Raw genomic sequence first — 15,334 nt, forward strand, 5'->3', positions numbered from 1 at the left:
GTGGGTGAAGGTGTCCACGCGGGGGGCGCCGGACGCGGCCCGCCACCGGGTCGGAGCGCCGGACCGGTGGCGGGCCTTGGCACCGCCGACCCGGCCGACCCGGCCGGCCTGTCCGCGGAAGCGGGTGGTGCGGGGGTGCGGGGGTGCGGTGGTCGGCACGTACAGCCCGAACTCGTCGCGGCGTGCCGCCCCGGGAGGGCCGAATGTGCGCGGTTCTGGGGCGACTTCAGCCGGTCGGCGGGGTCTCGTCCGGCTGTCGCGTCAGATGCGCGAAGGCGTCGAGGTTCCGCGTGGACTCGCCACGGGAGATCCGCCACGCGTACTCCTTGCGGATCGCGTCCGCGAACCCCAGTTCCAGCAGCGTGTTGAAGGAGCCGTCGGCCTCTTCGAGCACGGAGCCGAGCAGCCGGTCCACCTCGTCCTCGCCGACGGCGGAGAGCGGCAGCTTGCCGGAGAGGTAGATGTCGCCGAGCCGGTCGACCGCGTACGCCACCCCGTACAGCTTGAGGTTGCGCTCCAGCAGCCAGCGGTGGACGCCTTCCTGGTTCGCGTCCGGGTGCCGGATGACGAAGGCGTTGACGGAGAGGGAGTGCCTGCCGACCCGCAGGGAGCAGGTCGTGGAGAGCTTGCGGGTGCCGGGCAGCGTGACCACGAACGTGCCGGGCTCGGGGGTCTCCCACTTCAGCCCGGAGTCGTGGGCGGCGGATTTCAGGGCCCGTTCGACCAGGCCGGTGGCGTGGACCGTCCCGGCGGGGACCGTCCCGGCGGCGGTCGTGCTTCCGTTCGCGTCGGCTCGCGCTTCGTCAGCCATGGTGCGAGCGTACGCGACCGCGGTGATCATGTACGGCGGCCGTGTAGACGTCCGCCGTCGCCGAGGCCGCCGTGTCCCAGCCGAAGGACTGCGCGTGCCGCGAGGCCGCCAGCCCCATCCGGTCCACGAGTTCGGGCCGGTCGACGAAGCGGGCGAGCGCCTGGGCGTACGCCTCCGGCTCGTGGCCGGGTATCAGGAAGCCGGTCTGGCCGTTGCGCACCGCCACCGGCAGACCTCCCACGGCGGCCGCGACCACCGGCGTGCCCGCCGCCTGCGCCTCGATGGCGACCAGTCCGAAGGACTCGCTGTACGAAGGCATGACCAGCACGGACGCCGCACGGAACCAGTCGGCGAGCCCTTCCTGGCCGACCGGCGGACGGAACCGTACGACATCGGCGATACCGAGCCGGGCCGCGAGCTTGTGCAGCCCCTCCGGCTTCGAGAGACCGCTGCCGCTCGGGCCGCCCACGACCGGGACGACCAGCCTCCTACGGAGGGAGGGGTCACGGTCCAGCAGGACGGCGACGGCCCGCAGCAGGACGTCGGGTGCCTTGAGCGGCTGGATCCGGCCGGCGAAGAGCGGGACGAACGCGTCCTGCGGCAGCCCGAGCCGGGCGCGCGCCGCCGCGCGGCCGTCGGCGGGAGTGAAGAGGTCGAGGTTCACACCGGGGTGGACGACCGCGACCTTTCCGGGATCCGATTCGTAGAAGCGGACGAGTTCGTCGGCCTCCTCGGCAGTGTTCGCGATCAGCCGGTCCGCGGCGCGCACGATCTGTGTCTCGCCGATGACCCGGGCCGGGGGCTCGGGTGTGTCGCCCTCGGCGAGCGCGGCGTTCTTGACCTTGGCCATGGTGTGCATGGCGTGTACGAGGGGCGCGCCCCAGCGCTCGGCGGCGAGCCAGCCGACATGGCCGGAGAGCCAGTAGTGGGAGTGGACGAGGTCGTAGTAGCCGGGGCGCTGGCCGGCCCACGCCTGCATCACACCGTGCGTGAACGCGCACAGCTGCGCGGGCAGCTCCTCCTTGGCCAGTCCTTCGTACGGACCGGCGTCCACGTGCCGTACGAGCACGCCCGGCGCCAGCTCCACGCTCGGCGGCAGCCCGCCGGTGGTCGAGCGCGTGAAGATCTCGACCTCGATGTCGATGTCCGCCAGCCGCTTGGCCAGCTCGACGATGTAGACGTTCATGCCGCCCGCGTCGCCCGTCCCCGGCTGGTGCAGCGGGGAGGTGTGCACGCTGAGCATGGCGACGCGCCGCGGTTTGCGGGGGTGGCCGGGGATCCGGAGCCGGGGTGGTGACACCAGGGTGCCGGCAAGCCTGGACACGTACTGGCTCACGTCGAAGGACCTCTCGCTCGGAGCATGGCAAGGAGAGGGTGTGGGGACCCTCTGGGACGCGGCAACGCCGGAACGCTCTCTTTCATTTCCGGCTTTACCGAATCATTGCCGTTGAGTGCTCAACCCTGGACGGGTGTTCCGGGGACCCGGCGGGCGACGGCGGCGGTCGCGGACCCTGCCGGCGGGCGCGGGCGGGGCGGCTTGCGCCGCATCGGCAGGCCTTCGCCGCGTCGCCAGGCCCTTCGCCGCGTCGTTAGGCTCGTCCGCATGCCCGCGCGCCCGCCCTCATCGCCCCGACGCCCCGTGGGCACGGTCACGCGCGGCACGACCAACCCGAACCGGCTGCGCCGCATGGACCGCTGGATCGCCGCCGTACACGGCCCCGCGCTGCGCCGCTCGGCCGATCCCGTCGCCGTCGACCTCGGGTACGGCGCCGCGCCCTGGACCGCCGTCGAGTTGCTGAGGCGGCTGCGGGCCGCCGAGCCGCGCACCGAGGTGGTGGGCGTCGAGATCGAGCCCGCGCGGGTCACGGGGGCGCTTGCGTACGAGGAGGACGGGCTCAGCTTCGTGCACGGCGGCTTCGAGACCCCGCTGCCGGACGGCCGCCGGCCACTGCTGATCCGGGCGGCGAACGTCCTGCGGCAGTACGAGGAGAGCGAGGTCCCGGCCGTCTGGGACCGCCTCCGGGCCCGCCTGGCACCCGGCGGGCTGCTGGTCGAGGGGACGTGCGACGAGATCGGCAGGCGCCATGTCTGGGTCGCCCTCGGTGCGGAGGGGCCGCGCACGGTCACCTTCGCGACCCGGCTCGGCTCGCTGGACCGCCCCTCGGATCTGGCCGAGCGGCTGCCGAAGGCGCTGATCCACCGCAATGTGCCGGGCGAACCGGTGCACGCGTTCCTGCGGGACTTCGACCGGGCGTGGGCGGCTGCCGCCCCGTACGCCTCACTGGGCGCGCGCCAGCGGTGGATCAGGGCCGTACGGGATCTGTCGGCGGACTGGCCGCTGGCAGGCCCGGCGGCGGGCGGCGGCGTGAGCAGATGGCGGCAGGGAGAGGTGACGGTGGAGTGGGCGGCGCTGGCGCCGGGCTCGGACGAAAGGGACGCGACCAAGGGAACATGAGCGGAGGGCCGTTCGTCCCTGAGGGGGAGAACGGCCGACGGCCCGTCACGCCCTCTGTCGTTCCGGAGGCCTGCATGGCACGATCGCGTCGGCGGAGAACAGTTACTGACAGTAAGTCAGATGTATTCGGCCTTACACGTTCAGAGAGTTGCGAGAGTCGGCGGAGCAGTCGCCGAGACGGTTGTCCGGAGGGGGAGCTTGTGAACAGACGCCGCTGCGTCAGAGTCGCGATCACGGTCGTCTGCGCTCTGTCGGTGCTCACGTCACCGGCGTTGCTGAACCAGGCGTACGCGGCTCCCGCGTCCCCAGCGTCTCCCGCATCCCCCGCCTCACCGAGCGACCCGCCGGTCGCGCCCCGGCCGTTCGACCGGTCCCTGCCGCCCGGCGCGGACGGCAGGACGCCCGCCGCGGACGACTCGAAGCTCGAAGCGGTGCGCAGGAAGATCGAGGGGCTGTACGGCAGGGCGGCCTCGGCCACCGACGCGTACAACCTCGCCGAGGAGCGCGCCGACAACCAGTCGGCCGAACTCGTCAGGCTGGCCAGCGAGATCGTCAACGGCCAGGTCCGGATCGACAGACTCAAGAGCCAGGCGGGCGCCGCGGCCCGCGCCCAGTACCGCGCGGGCGGGCTGCCGCCCGAGGCCCAGCTGATGCTCACCGACGACCCGCAGCTCTTCCTGGACGGGGCGGACAGGGTCGAGCGGGGCCAGAAGGCGACCAGGGACCTCCTCGGCCGGATGACCGAGGCGCAGGACGACTTGACGGCGTACACGAAGAAGGCCGGCGCCGAGTGGACCAAGCTCGAAGCCAGCCGGGTCAAGCAGGCCAAGGCGAAGAAGGAGATCCAGCGGCAGATCAAGGCCGCCAAGAAGATAGAGGCGGGGCTGGAGAAGGAGGAGCGCGACCGGCTGCTGATGCTTGAGCAGGAGGACGCGGCCAAGGCGCAGGCGGCCTGGCTGAGTTCGGGCGCGCTCAAGGACATCGACGGCAAGGCGAGCGCGCAGGGAAAGAAGGCGATCGAGTACGCGATGGCGCAGGTCGGCAAGCCGTACGTATGGGGCGCCGAGGGCCCGTCGTCGTTCGACTGCTCGGGGCTGACCTCCGAGGCGTGGTCGGCGGCCGGCAAGGTGATTCCGCGTACCTCGCAGGAACAGTGGCGGCTGCTCCCCCGGGTCCCCCTGGCCGACATGCGGCCCGGCGACCTGATCATCTACCACGACGACGCGAGCCATGTGGGCATGTACGTGGGCGACGGCTCGATAGTCCACGCGCCGCGGCCGGGCCGGCACGTGACGCTGACGGGGGCGGGCTCGATGGTGATTCTCGGGGTCGTCAGGCCGGACAAGTAAGGACCGGCAGCAGCGGCGCCGGGCCGCCCCCCCCCCCATCCCCTGCGCCCCCTGTGCCCCTTTTTTGACGCGAACGCCCCGTACATCCCTCGTGGCTCCGCTCCCACGTGATGTTTGTCATGGCCGTTTCGAGCCGCCCGGCGCGCGAATCGCGCCGGATGCGTGGCGGGAAGCGGCATATGACGCGGGTTCTTCTCCGCGCGGCGTTCCTTACGCCATTCCTTTCGGACGCCGGCTACCGCTATGGTCCCGGTCGGTGGGGCGTCGATCGTCGCCGCACCGCGCCCTCGGGGGGAGGGAAGGACTCACAGACCCATGGCCGTACCTGCACCTGTGCCGCGTCAGCGCACGGGGTCGACAGCCGAGAGTGCGCCCGCCCGGGAGACCTCCGGCGGCGACCTCACGCTGCTCGTCATCGAGGACGACCCCGCGGGCACCTTCAGCGCACCGGAACTCCCCGACGCCGCCGGCACCCGGGTCCGTATCCGCACCGCGCGCAACCTCACCGAGGCCGAGCGGCTGCTCACCGACGACATCCACTGCGTCCTGGTGGACCTCGCCCTGTCGGGCCGGGACGACGGCGACCTCGACGGACTCGCGCCGCTCAAGCATGTGCTGCGGCTCGCGCCCCGCCACGCCGTACTCGCGCTGGCCGCCGAGGGCGACAGCGAGCGCGCCGCCGCGGCCGTACGGGTGGGCGCGCAGGACTACCTCTTCCGCGACGAGCTCGACAGCCGGCTGCTGAGCCGCGCCATCCGGTACGCCGTCGAACGCAAGCGCGCGGACGTCGCGCAGCGCCAACTCACCGAGTCCCGGCTGCGGGCACAGGAGAACGCACGGCTGGAGCGCGGGCTGCTGCCCACCCCCCTCCTGGAGGGGGCGAAGCTGCGGTTCGCCTCCCGATACCGGCCCGGCCGCTCCCGCGCCCTGCTCGGCGGCGATTTCTACGACACGGTCCGTACGCCCGACGGCACGGTCCACGTGATGATCGGCGACGTCTGCGGCCATGGCCCCGACGAGGCCGCGCTCGGGGTGGAGCTCCGTATCGCCTGGCGGGCGCTGACCTTCGCCGGGCTCAGCGGGGACATCCTGCTCTCGACGCTCCAGAAGGTGCTGGAGCACGAGCGGGAGAGCGAGGAGATCTTCGCGACGCTCTGCACGGTCGACATCGCGCCGGACGGCCGGCGGGCGGGGCTCTGTCTGGCCGGTCACCCGTCGCCGCTGGTCGTCCGCGCCGGCCGGGCACCCGAACTGCTGCCGTACGACGAGGGCGGCCCCGCGCTCGGCCTGCTCCCGCGCGCCCGCTGGCCGCGCCGCGAGGTCGAGCTGGGTGAGGCGTGGAGCCTGATGATGTACACGGACGGGCTGATAGAGGGCCGCGTCGGAGCGGGCACGAAGCAGCGGCTGGGCCAGGACGGCATGGTCGAGATGATCACCGCGCAGCTGGCGCGGGGCCTGAGCGGCGAGGAGCTGCTGGAGGCCGCGGTGGCGCAGGTGCGGGAGCTGAACGGCGGCGAGCTGACGGACGACGTGGCCGTACTGCTGCTGGACCGCGGCCGGGTGACCGCCGGGACCGCCGGGCAGGCGCACGCCTCGCCGGCGCTCGGTCACTGACCCCGGCTCGCCCGCACCCTGTGCACGGGCAACGCCCAAAGGACCCGTTCAACCGGTACCGCTCGACCGGCCCTGCTCACCGGCCGCCGTTGTACGGCCCGTAGGGACCGTCACTGCTGGAGCCCCCGCTGCGGCCCCGGCCGCCACCGTCACCGGTCTGCCTGATCGCGGGACGCACATCGACGAAGTACACGATGACCGCGATGAGCCCGATGATCGGCAGGAAGGAGAGAAGCGGGAAGATCAGGCTCACCACGAGCGCGATGCCCAGAATGATCAGCCAGAACGGCTTGGTCTGCTTGTCCGCCGCGCGGAAGGCGTCCTCACGCCGGATGAACGCGTCGACCAGCGCGAAGCAGGCGAACACGGTCAGCGGAATGCTCAACATGGCCACGAGCCCGTCGAAGCCGGCCATCAACACGTTGCCCACCGCCTGTTTCTGTCCGAATCATGTGCCGACAAGGTACCCGTACAACGGACCGGACACCCGTGGGGTGCCCGGTCCGCGGATATAGCTGTCACTTGCCCGTGGGCGGCGTGGCCTTCTTGGCGGCGGCCGGCTTACGGGCGGCGGGCGCCTTCCTCGCGGCGGGCTTCACCCCGGTGGCCTTGGCCTCCGGCTTGGCCGCCTTCGTCTCGCTCTTGACCGCGGGCTTCGCGGGCGCGGACTTGGCGGGGGCGGTCCTGGCGGTCGCGGGCTTGGCCTGGGCGGGCTTCGCCGCGGCCGGCTTGGCCGTCTGCTTGGTGCCGGGCTCGACGGCGATGGCGATCTCCGTCATCTCGTCCGCGGCGTCACCGCGCCAGCTCCGTACGGACTGCTCGCCGCGCTCGGCGACCTTCTCGTACGTCTCACGGGCCCTGACCGCGTACTCCGCGGCCACACCCACGCTCCGCAGCGCCAGGTCCTGAGCGGTCTCGCCCAGCTTCTTCAGGTCGGTGTCGAGCGACCCGAGCACCTCGGTGACCTTGGACTGAACGGTCGTCTGCGCCTCCCTGGCCTGTGAGGCGACCTTGTCCTGGACGAGCTTGGGGTCGGCGTTCCGCACCGCGTCGATGCGGCCCGGCGCCTCCGCCCGCAGCTGCTCGATCAGCCCGGGAACCTTCCTGGCCTGCTCGACGGCGAGATCCGCCGTACCGGCCGCGAAGTAGAGGGGGGTCGGGTCGCTGAACGTCTTGCGCAGGTCATCGGCGATGGCCATGACTGTGGTCCTCCGGATCAGTGTGAGGGTGGGGTGACGGCACCGCCGCCGGCCGTACCGGGCGTGTCCCCGTCGGCGTCCCCGCTACCGGTTCCGGCGCCCTTACCGGCCGGTCCCGCGGTCGCCGTCGCTTCCGTACTCTCCGCAGTCTCCGTGCCGAGCCCGTTCTCCTTGCGGAAGGACTCGTAGATCTGCAGGAGCACCTGCTTCTGCCGCTCGTTGATCGACGGATCGGCGAGGATGACGGCACGCGTCTCCAGCTCCTCGCGCTCCCGCTCGTCGAGCATCCCGGCCTGCACGTACAGCGTCTCGGCGGAGATCCGCAGCGCCTTGGCGAGCTGCTGCAGGATGTCCGCGCTCGGCTTGCGCAGACCGCGTTCGATCTGGCTGAGGTACGGATTGGACACCCCGGCCGCCTCGGAGAGCTGCCGCAACGACAGCTGCGCGTTGCGCCGCTGCTCGCGCAGATACCCACCGAGATTGCCGACGTTGAGTGATGCCATGGCTCCAGGGTGCCCACTCTTGCTAACTATTGCAAGCACCCGCTTGCAAAAGTGTTCCACGCAACAAGCGGCACCACGAGAGGCCGACAGCGGCGCCCCGGGCGTCCGGGTGATTTCGGCTACTCCCCCGTGCCGCGCCACCACCCCCATTACGCTGGGGTATCAATCAGTCGCAGCAAGTGCGCGGAGCGGCGCGCCAGGGGGTGGCGGGGATGGCGGTCGACCGGTATCTGCGCAAGGCGCTGGAGCTCTGGGAGCAGGGGCGGCGGTACGAGGACGAGGACCGAACGGATCGCGGGCGCCGCCGAGGTCCGCATGGTCACGGCCCGCCTGATCGTCGAGCATCCGCCCGCCGTGGGTGTCAGAGGCAGACGGTGGCTCGTGACGGAGGAGTCCGGGACCGGAATCAGCGCGGCCTACCGGGACCGGCGCAACTTCCGCCGGGCCGTACTGCCCAGCTGCGCGGGCCTGGACGCGGCGGGCGAGGCGGTACGGCTCGGGGCCGAGAGCGTCGGCCTCCACGCGGCGCTGGCACGCCGGACGGCCGCGGTGGGTGCCCACCGGGATGTTCACGGCGCTGCCGCTGCACGCGGCCGGCCATCACCGGGAGGGCGGGCCGGCCCTGCTCGACAGAGCGGCGTCCTCGTACACACCGACCGTACGGGCACTGGCCGCGGCCCGATCGCAGTCCGGTGCCACGGTGCCGGGCGGCAGCCGCCTCGTGGTCTCCGTGCCTTCCGCGCCGAACGCCCCGGCGCTGCCGTCCGCCGCCGAGGAGGCGGAACTGGTGCGGGCGGCGGCCCCCGGCGCCACGACCCTGCTGACGGACGCGGCCGCGACCCGTGACCGCGTCCTGGCGGAACTGCCCCGGCACAGCTGGGCGCACTTCGCCTGCCACGCGGCCCCCGACCCCCGCGCACCGTCACGGAGCGGGCTGCTGCTCCAGGGCCACGCGCGCGGAGCGCTCACCGTCGCCGACGTCTCCACGCTGGATCTGCGCGGCTCCCGGCTGGCGTACCTCTCCGCCTGTGAGACGGCCGCGGTGGGTCCGCGCCATGTGGACGAGGCGATCCATCTCGCCTCCGCCTTCCAGCTCGCCGGGTTCTCGCACGTCGTCTCGACGCTGTGGCAGCTTCCCGACCGGGCCGTGTACCGGCTCGCGCAGGCGATGTACACGGAGTTCTCGGAGGCCGGGCGGGACGGCGGCGAGGTGGCCGGAGTCGTCCACGCGGTGAACCGGCTCCTGCCGTACGTTCAGCACGACCAGGAGTGCCAGGGCGCCCAGCCACGCGGCGACGAGCGCACCGCGGCGGGCCGTCGTCAGCTTCGCGAGCAGCAGCGCACCCGCCCCCAGTGCCGACACCGCGCATCCCAGCACCGCCGGATCGCTTCCGGTGCACAGCATCAGCGCGCCGACCGCCACGAACCCGGCGGCGCACACACGGGTACGGCGCGGCCCCGGCCAGATCGCAGGGTGGTGTCCAGGGCGACGGCCGCCAGCAGATTGCCGGCGAGGAGATACGCGTCCACGCAGCTCCTGTCCACGCACGCGCTGTTCGTATCGCGTAGCTCAGCGTACGCCAACGGGTCTGTGCGCGTCGGGAGTTGAGGCACAGGGTGGTGGTCAAGGGGCGGCGCGGTGGGCGGCGCCCTCAGCGGCGCGGTTCCCAGCGGAAGAAGCGGGAGGCCAGCAGGACCGCCGCGACGACCCAGCCCAGGGTGGGCAGCAGCAGAAGCAGGGAGTCCGCCACGGGGACGCCGCCGTTCCAGGCGTTGATGGCCAGCTCGGTGGCCGAGCCGCCGGGGATCAGCCGCTTGAGCAGGGTCATCTCCTCGGTGCCGGCGATGCCCACCCACGTGGTGACGGCGATGGCGCCGAGGCTGACGGGCAGCGTGGTCACCTGGGCGTGCTCGGGGGAGTTCGTCACTCCCGCCGTTGCCAGTCCCAGACCGAGCATCATGGCCACCGTCGAGACGACCGCCGCCACCAGCAGGAGAACGTTGGACGGTGAGCCCGCGACCGCGGCCAGCACGGCGAGGATCACGGTCACCTGGACCACCGCGAGGACGGTGACCGGGAGCAGCAGCCCGGCGAGAATGCCGGCGTCGCTCGCCGGGGTGGAACGCAGCCGCTTGAGGAAGAGGTTCTGGCGGCGTGAGGCGAGAGTGGTCACCGTGGTGGCGTAGAGACCGAACGCGGTGACGGTGAACATCACGATCGCCGCGATGTACCCGAGGCTGTACATGTCGGCGAAGGTCTCGTGCCGGTAGACGAAGAACGCGCAGGCCGCCACCGGGATGATGAAGCTGTTGAGCAGCACCAGCCGGTTCCGGGAGATCTGGGTCAGCTCGCTCTGGGCGATGGAGAGCATGGGGAAGGTCCTCTTCTGGAAAGTTCCGGGAGCGGTCTATTCGCTGCCGATGGAGCGGAAGACGTCATCGAGCCGGGTCGGCCCGGCCTGGAGTTCCCGCAGTTCGATCGCGTTGGCGTGCGCCCAGCCGAGCAGGGCGTACAGGTCGTTCTGCAGGCCGAAGGTCTCGATGAGGAGGTTTCCGCCGCTGTCGCGCGCGGCCCGCAGCGGGAGTGCGGGGGCGGCGGCCGGAAGGGAGAAGCGGATGACGGCGGGCAGGGTCCGCGTCAGCTCGGAGACGGTCCCTTCCTGGTGAAAGGTGCCCTTGTGCATGAGCCCGATGCGGTCCGCGCGCTGCTGGGCCTCCTCCAGGTAGTGCGTGGTGAGCACGATGGTGGAACCGTCCTCGCGCAGTTTGTCCACGGCGTCCCACAGGGCGTCCCGTGACTGGATGTCCAGGCCGGTGGTCGGCTCGTCCAGGAAGACCAGCTCGGGGCTCCCGTACACGGCGGTGGCGAAGTCCAGACGTCGCTTCTCACCGCCGGAGAGCTGGGACACGAGGGTGTCGGCCTTGTGCGTGAGGTCGACGATGCTGAGCACGCGTTCGACCCTGTCCGTGCGCTGGGAGAGCTTGCCGATCAGCCGGACCGATTCCCGTACGGTCAGATCCGGGGAGAAGCCGCTCTCCTGCAGCATGATGCCCATCCGGGGCCGTACGGCGCGCCGGTCGCGCGGGCTGTGCCCGAAGACCCGGACGGTGCCCGAGGTGGCCTTGCGGTGGCCCTCGACGGTCTCCAGGGTCGAGGTCTTCCCGGCCCCGTTCGTGCCGAGCAGCGCGTACAGCTCCCCCTTCCTCACCTGGAAGGACAGGTCTTTCACGGCGTGGAAGTCGCCGTAGCTCAGGTTCAGACGTTCAACGTCGATGACTGGTGTCGAGGTCATGCCTCAATTCCAGCCGTGATCGGACCCGTCCGGCAGTGCGTGCTGTCATCACTCGCGATGACATTCCTGTTGGTGAACGCATGACACGGCGTCACTGGCGCCGGCCGCGGCGCCGGAAGAATACTGGGCGGACTCCGCCGTCCCATCCCGGAAAGCCACACATGGAAACCAGCCCCCCGCGCGCGGGACACACCAGGACGACGCAGGGCCGGCTGCGCGGGTGGAACCTCACCGTATTCATCCCGCCACTCGCTGTCGTCGGGGCGGTGCTGGTCGCGGCCGACGCCCGGAACTGGTGGGAGGCCACCGTCCTGGCCCTGGGCGTGTTGGCGGCCCTGGTGGTCCTCGAACGCTGGACGGCGGGCGACACCTCGCGCGTCGTGGTTCCGTGCCTGATCGTCACCGCCGCGGTGTGGCCGTTCGGAGTGCTGGTGGCCGACAGTCACCGGGCGTTCTACGGCATGACGATCGTGGTCCCGTTCTTCGTCGCCCGGCTGCCGCGCCACCGGGCTGCGGCGACCGTGGGCCTGGGCGCGTTCGTCGCCGCCGTGGGCGCGGCGGAGCTGCTGGAATCGCCGGACGACGTTCCCGGCGTACTGCTCCGGTACGTCCTCGTCCCCACGGCCGTCGTCGTCGTGGCGACCTGCCTCATGTTCGCCAACCGGCGGTTCTACGAAATCATCGAGGAGGCACGGGAACGCGAGGCGGAGCTGGCGGTCTACCGGGAACGTGTCCGGTTCGCCGGCGATCTGCACGACATCCAGGGCCACACACTGCATGTGGTGAAACTGAAGATCGCGCTGGCCGAGAAGCTGGTGCGGCGCGACATCGGGCGCGTGGAGGAGGAGCTGCGGGAGGTGCACGCCCTGGTCAGCGACACGATCGCCCAGACGAAACAGCTCGCCTACGCTCAGCGGCGGCTCAATCTGTCCGTGGAGCTGGAGAACGCGAAGAATCTCTTCGAAGCCGCGGGCATCCGCGTGCGCGTCAACCGTGAGGGCGCCGTCGACGAGAGGGTCGACGGGCTGCTCGGCCAGGTACTCCGCGAGACGACGACCAACATCCTGCGCCACGCGCAGGCCACTCGGGTGCGGATCACCCTCTCGCGGTCGGGCATCACCATCGAGAACGACGGAGCCCCGCACGCTCCCCTGCCGCGGCTCGGCGGACTGGCAGCTCTCAGGGAACGCGTGGGCGACAGCGGAGGCGAGCTGACGGTGGAGCAGGAGAACGGGCGCTTCCTCACGGCCGCCGAGTTTTCCCCCCTGGGCGCGGCGACGCCGCGTCGCCCGGCGCGGAAGGACGACAACCGGTGACCACCGTGGTGCTCGCCGACGACGAGGCGCTTCTCCGCAAGGCGCTCGCGGCGCTGCTGACCCTCGAAGACGGGATCACCGTGGTCGCCGAGGCACACGACGGCGAATCCGCCGTGCGGGAGACACTGCGGCACCGGCCCGACGTGCTCGTCATCGACCTGGAGATGCCCGGTGTGGACGGACTCGGCGCGGTCGAGCGGATCCGCCGGGAGCGGCCGGACCAGGTCGTCCTCATGCTGACCCGCCATGCCAGGCCCGGGGTGCTCCGCAAGGCCCTGCGACTCGGAGTCCAGGGCTTCGTCAGCAAGTCGGCGGAGCCCGCGCACATCACATCGGTCATCAACACGCTGCACGGGGGCAGGCGTTGGATCGACCCGGACGTCTCCGCGCTCGCCGTGGTCGACGACTGCCCGCTCACCGACCGGGAGATCGACGTGCTGCGGGCGACCGGTGAGGGGTACTCCGCCGCCGAGATCGCCGACCGCCTGCATCTGGCGGAAGGGACCGTACGCAACTACCTCTCGCACGCCATGCAGAAGACGCAGACGCGGACCCGGCACGAGGCGGCGCGGTACGCGCGGGAACACGACTGGCTGTGAGCGTGAACTCCGGGCGCGGGCCCGCGCCCGTGGGCGCGGGTCGCCGGAATCGGCGTAGTTCGGCGGAGTCAGACGGTCGTCGTCTCCCGTCCCTGCTCCTTCTCGACCTGCTGCTTCTCCACCGGCTTCTCCGGCGCCTGCTTCTCGGGCGTCTGCTTCTCCGGCGTCTGCTTGTCCGGCGCCGCCTCGGGGTCCGTGGGAGGAGCCGACCGGAGGGCTGCCGAAGCCGCGTCGACGGCCTGGGCCGTTTCTGCGGGTGTGGCGCGCTCCAGGAAGCGGAGCAGTTCGACCGGGAACGGCAGAACCAGCGTGGAGTTCTTCTCGGCCGCGACGGCCACCACGGTCTGGAGCAGCCTCAGTTGAAGCGCGGCGGGCTGGTCGGACATCTGCCCGGCCGCCTCGGCGAGCTTCTTCGACGCCTGGAGCTCCGCGTCCGCGTTGATCACGCGCGCCCGGCGCTCACGGTCCGCCTCGGCCTGGCGTGCCATGGACCGCTTCATGGTCTCCGGCAGCGACACGTCCTTGATCTCGACCCGGTCGATCTGTACGCCCCAGCCGATGGACGGGCTGTCGATCATCAGCTCCAGCCCCTGGTTCAGCTTCTCCCTGTTCGAGAGCAGATCGTCCAGATCGCTCTTACCGATGATCGACCGGAGTGACGTCTGCGCCATCTGCGAGACCGCGAACCGGTAGTCCTCGACCCGGATCAGCGCGTCCGCCGCGTCGACCACCTTGAAATAGATCACCGCGTCGACGCGCACGGTGACGTTGTCACGTGTGATGCCGTCCTGTGCGGGGACGGGCATCGTCACGATCTGCATGTTGACCTTGCTCAGCCTGTCCACGAACGGCGTGATCAGCGTGAATCCGGGCCCTCGGATGCCCTCGCGCAGCCGGCCCAGACGGAAGACCACGCCGCGCTCGTACTGCTTGACGATCCGGGCGGACGCCATCGCCAATACAGCGCACACGCAGATGGCGGCTATGACTCCTATGACCAGTCCCTCGACCATGATGACCCCCTGGTGCCAGACGAAGGTCCCACTCACAACGATATGCCCGAAATGATGCGACGGTCGATCGCCGGTCGCCGGTCGCCCCTAGGCTCCGCCCATGAACCCGGCGCGCTCCACGCGAGACCAGTTGTCAATGATCGACAGCCTGAACGCCCTGCCGTTCCCCGAGCGGGAGGAGAGACGGACCGAGGGGGACATCTGGAGCGGTCCCGGCTACCACGTGGCCGTACTCCGGGAGAGCCGGGACTTCTGGGAGGAGCGCGGTGAGGAGATCGTGGAGGAGGCCGAGCAGGAGATCGAGGCCGCCCTCGAAGCGCTGGCCGCGACACTGACGGGCCGCTGGGGCGAGCCCGAGACCGTCGATCTGTCCCCCTACCTCGGAATCGACAGCCCCGCCCCGGACCTCGGCCCCGACCCTGCTCTCGATCTCGCGGTGCCCGAGCCGATGGGCTCCCTGTGCGGACTCGCGGGCAGCATGCGCGTCTGGCGGCCGGCACCCGCCGGGCGCTGGCTGGCGCTCGCCGTCGGCCAGGCCGATCCCGAGTGGCCGATCCAGCTGCTGGCCGCCTTCGGCGAGGCGTCCTCGCTGTCGGACCGACCTGACTGACCACGCCGGCCCGGTCTGCCGGATCGACCGGGCCCCGCCGATCTCCCAGGAGGAGGCGCTCGTCGGCCGGTGCGCCGAGGTGGGGGACGATCTCGGGTCGGCGGTCGTCGCGGCACGGCTGGTGCGCGATCTGATGCGGCTGTGCCTGCTGCTGGAGCGGAGTTACGCCCCGTACGGCAAGTGGCTGGGCAGCGCGTTCGGGCGGCTCGCGGTCGCCGACGCTCTCAAGCCGTCGCTGGCGGGCGTGCTGGCCGCGACGCGGTACCCGGTGCGGGAGCGGCATCTGTGCGACGCGTACGAGTACGTGGCCGGGCTCCAGAACGCGACGGGGCTCGCGGCCCCGGTGGACCCGGCCCGCAGGCCGTACCACGGCAGACCCTTTGAGGTGCTGCACGCCGAACGCTTCGCCCGGGCCCTCGCGGCGACCGTCACCGCCCCCGAGCTGCGCGGCCTGCCGCTGACCGGCGGGGTGGACCAGTGGGCGGACAGCACGGACTTCCTCGGACTCGGCGGGCCCCGGCGCGCGGCGGTCGACGCGCTCGCCCGCACCGTTACGCGATCTCCTTGACGAC

At 71.5% G+C, this 15,334-nt stretch carries 15 protein-coding genes and 1 pseudogene; 8 read left to right on the top strand and 8 right to left on the bottom strand.

Features of this window, described 5'->3' with window-relative positions:
- Nucleotides 1-226: 226 nt before the first annotated feature.
- Nucleotides 227-811: a YbjN domain-containing protein gene (locus SSPS47_RS14710; RefSeq protein WP_164251522.1), complete on the bottom strand. Its 585-nt coding sequence runs from the start codon at nt 809-811 to the stop codon at nt 227-229.
- Nucleotides 804-2,147, bottom strand: coding sequence for a D-inositol-3-phosphate glycosyltransferase (mshA, locus tag SSPS47_RS14715; RefSeq protein WP_164251523.1), 1,344 nt, complete (start codon nt 2,145-2,147; stop codon nt 804-806). Before mshA ends, SSPS47_RS14710 begins: the two co-directional genes overlap by 8 nt.
- 267 nt (nt 2,148-2,414) lie before the next feature.
- Here mshA and SSPS47_RS14720 point away from each other — a divergent pair, with 267 nt between their 5' ends.
- The 3 genes from SSPS47_RS14720 (at nt 2,415) to SSPS47_RS14730 (ending at nt 6,229) form a co-directional block, all read left to right on the top strand.
- Nucleotides 2,415-3,266, top strand: a complete 852-nt coding sequence (locus tag SSPS47_RS14720) for a class I SAM-dependent methyltransferase (protein ID WP_164251524.1) — start codon at nt 2,415-2,417, stop codon at nt 3,264-3,266.
- Between the two features lie 200 nt (nt 3,267-3,466).
- A complete protein-coding gene (locus SSPS47_RS14725) occupies nt 3,467-4,615 on the top strand; it encodes a C40 family peptidase (protein ID WP_164251525.1) in 1,149 nt (382 codons plus the stop codon).
- A 315-nt stretch (nt 4,616-4,930) separates the two neighbouring features.
- A complete protein-coding gene (locus SSPS47_RS14730; RefSeq protein WP_164251526.1) occupies nt 4,931-6,229 on the top strand; it encodes a response regulator in 1,299 nt (432 codons plus the stop codon).
- 76 nt (nt 6,230-6,305) lie between these two features.
- Here the strand turns inward: SSPS47_RS14730 and SSPS47_RS14735 are convergent, their stop codons facing one another.
- From SSPS47_RS14735 to SSPS47_RS14745, 3 genes are all read right to left on the bottom strand, one after another.
- Nucleotides 6,306-6,650 (bottom strand): DUF2516 family protein, encoded by a 345-nt coding sequence (locus tag SSPS47_RS14735; RefSeq protein ID WP_239065269.1) that lies wholly within the window; start codon nt 6,648-6,650, stop codon nt 6,306-6,308.
- A gap of 97 nt (nt 6,651-6,747) precedes the next feature.
- Entirely contained in the window at nt 6,748-7,428 is a 681-nt protein-coding gene (locus SSPS47_RS14740) for a hypothetical protein (RefSeq protein WP_164251527.1), read from the bottom strand.
- Nucleotides 7,429-7,445: 17 nt separating this feature from the next.
- Nucleotides 7,446-7,931, bottom strand: coding sequence for a helix-turn-helix transcriptional regulator (locus SSPS47_RS14745; RefSeq protein ID WP_164251528.1), 486 nt, complete (start codon nt 7,929-7,931; stop codon nt 7,446-7,448).
- 553 nt (nt 7,932-8,484) lie between these two features.
- Here SSPS47_RS14745 and SSPS47_RS14750 point away from each other — a divergent pair.
- Complete coding sequence (locus SSPS47_RS14750; protein ID WP_164251529.1) at nt 8,485-9,540, top strand: CHAT domain-containing protein; 1,056 nt, start codon at nt 8,485-8,487, stop codon at nt 9,538-9,540.
- A gap of 43 nt (nt 9,541-9,583) precedes the next feature.
- Here the strand turns inward: SSPS47_RS14750 and SSPS47_RS14755 are convergent, their stop codons facing one another.
- The gene (locus SSPS47_RS14755) at nt 9,584-10,303 is read right to left on the bottom strand and encodes an ABC transporter permease (RefSeq protein WP_147876618.1); all 720 of its coding nucleotides are present in this window, start codon (nt 10,301-10,303) and stop codon (nt 9,584-9,586) included.
- 36 nt (nt 10,304-10,339) lie between these two features.
- Nucleotides 10,340-11,224: an ABC transporter ATP-binding protein gene (locus SSPS47_RS14760; protein WP_164251530.1), complete on the bottom strand. Its 885-nt coding sequence runs from the start codon at nt 11,222-11,224 to the stop codon at nt 10,340-10,342.
- Between the two features lie 161 nt (nt 11,225-11,385).
- On the opposite strand from SSPS47_RS14760, the gene SSPS47_RS14765 reads away from it, so the two are divergent.
- A complete protein-coding gene (locus tag SSPS47_RS14765; RefSeq protein ID WP_164251531.1) occupies nt 11,386-12,540 on the top strand; it encodes a histidine kinase in 1,155 nt (384 codons plus the stop codon).
- Nucleotides 12,537-13,139, top strand: a complete 603-nt coding sequence (locus SSPS47_RS14770) for a response regulator transcription factor (protein ID WP_164251532.1) — start codon at nt 12,537-12,539, stop codon at nt 13,137-13,139. The genes SSPS47_RS14765 and SSPS47_RS14770 overlap by 4 nt, the downstream gene beginning before the upstream one ends.
- 68 nt (nt 13,140-13,207) lie before the next feature.
- Here SSPS47_RS14770 and SSPS47_RS14775 read toward each other — a convergent pair whose 3' ends face one another.
- Nucleotides 13,208-14,152 (bottom strand): slipin family protein, encoded by a 945-nt coding sequence (locus SSPS47_RS14775; protein WP_164254587.1) that lies wholly within the window; start codon nt 14,150-14,152, stop codon nt 13,208-13,210.
- 136 nt (nt 14,153-14,288) lie between these two features.
- Here SSPS47_RS14775 and SSPS47_RS14780 point away from each other — a divergent pair, with 136 nt between their 5' ends.
- Together SSPS47_RS14780 and SSPS47_RS14785 are read left to right on the top strand one after the other, a co-directional pair.
- Nucleotides 14,289-14,762 (top strand): hypothetical protein, encoded by a 474-nt coding sequence (locus SSPS47_RS14780; protein WP_239064914.1) that lies wholly within the window; start codon nt 14,289-14,291, stop codon nt 14,760-14,762.
- Between the two features lie 40 nt (nt 14,763-14,802).
- Nucleotides 14,803-15,330: pseudogene (locus SSPS47_RS14785) on the top strand (DUF4037 domain-containing protein); the annotation flags it as partial.
- Nucleotides 15,331-15,334 lie beyond the last annotated feature (4 nt).

Origin of the sequence: Streptomyces sp. S4.7 (genome assembly GCF_010384365.1) — a bacterium.
In the GTDB taxonomy this organism is placed as follows: domain Bacteria; phylum Actinomycetota; class Actinomycetes; order Streptomycetales; family Streptomycetaceae; genus Streptomyces.

Bases quoted from the DNA above. Each gene is read 5' to 3' on its own strand.
- SSPS47_RS14710 (WP_164251522.1), bottom strand. From the start codon at position 811: ATGGCTGACGAAGCGCGAGCCGACGCGAACGGAAGCACGACCGCCGCC.
- SSPS47_RS14720 (WP_164251524.1), top strand. From the start codon at position 2,415: ATGCCCGCGCGCCCGCCCTCATCGCCCCGACGCCCCGTGGGCACGGTC.
- SSPS47_RS14730 (WP_164251526.1), top strand. From the start codon at position 4,931: ATGGCCGTACCTGCACCTGTGCCGCGTCAGCGCACGGGGTCGACAGCC.
- SSPS47_RS14740 (WP_164251527.1), bottom strand. From the start codon at position 7,428: ATGGCCATCGCCGATGACCTGCGCAAGACGTTCAGCGACCCGACCCCC.
- SSPS47_RS14745 (WP_164251528.1), bottom strand. From the start codon at position 7,931: ATGGCATCACTCAACGTCGGCAATCTCGGTGGGTATCTGCGCGAGCAG.
- SSPS47_RS14755 (WP_147876618.1), bottom strand. From the start codon at position 10,303: ATGCTCTCCATCGCCCAGAGCGAGCTGACCCAGATCTCCCGGAACCGG.
- SSPS47_RS14760 (WP_164251530.1), bottom strand. From the start codon at position 11,224: ATGACCTCGACACCAGTCATCGACGTTGAACGTCTGAACCTGAGCTAC.
- SSPS47_RS14765 (WP_164251531.1), top strand. From the start codon at position 11,386: ATGGAAACCAGCCCCCCGCGCGCGGGACACACCAGGACGACGCAGGGC.
- SSPS47_RS14775 (WP_164254587.1), bottom strand. From the start codon at position 14,152: ATGGTCGAGGGACTGGTCATAGGAGTCATAGCCGCCATCTGCGTGTGC.
- SSPS47_RS14780 (WP_239064914.1), top strand. From the start codon at position 14,289: ATGATCGACAGCCTGAACGCCCTGCCGTTCCCCGAGCGGGAGGAGAGA.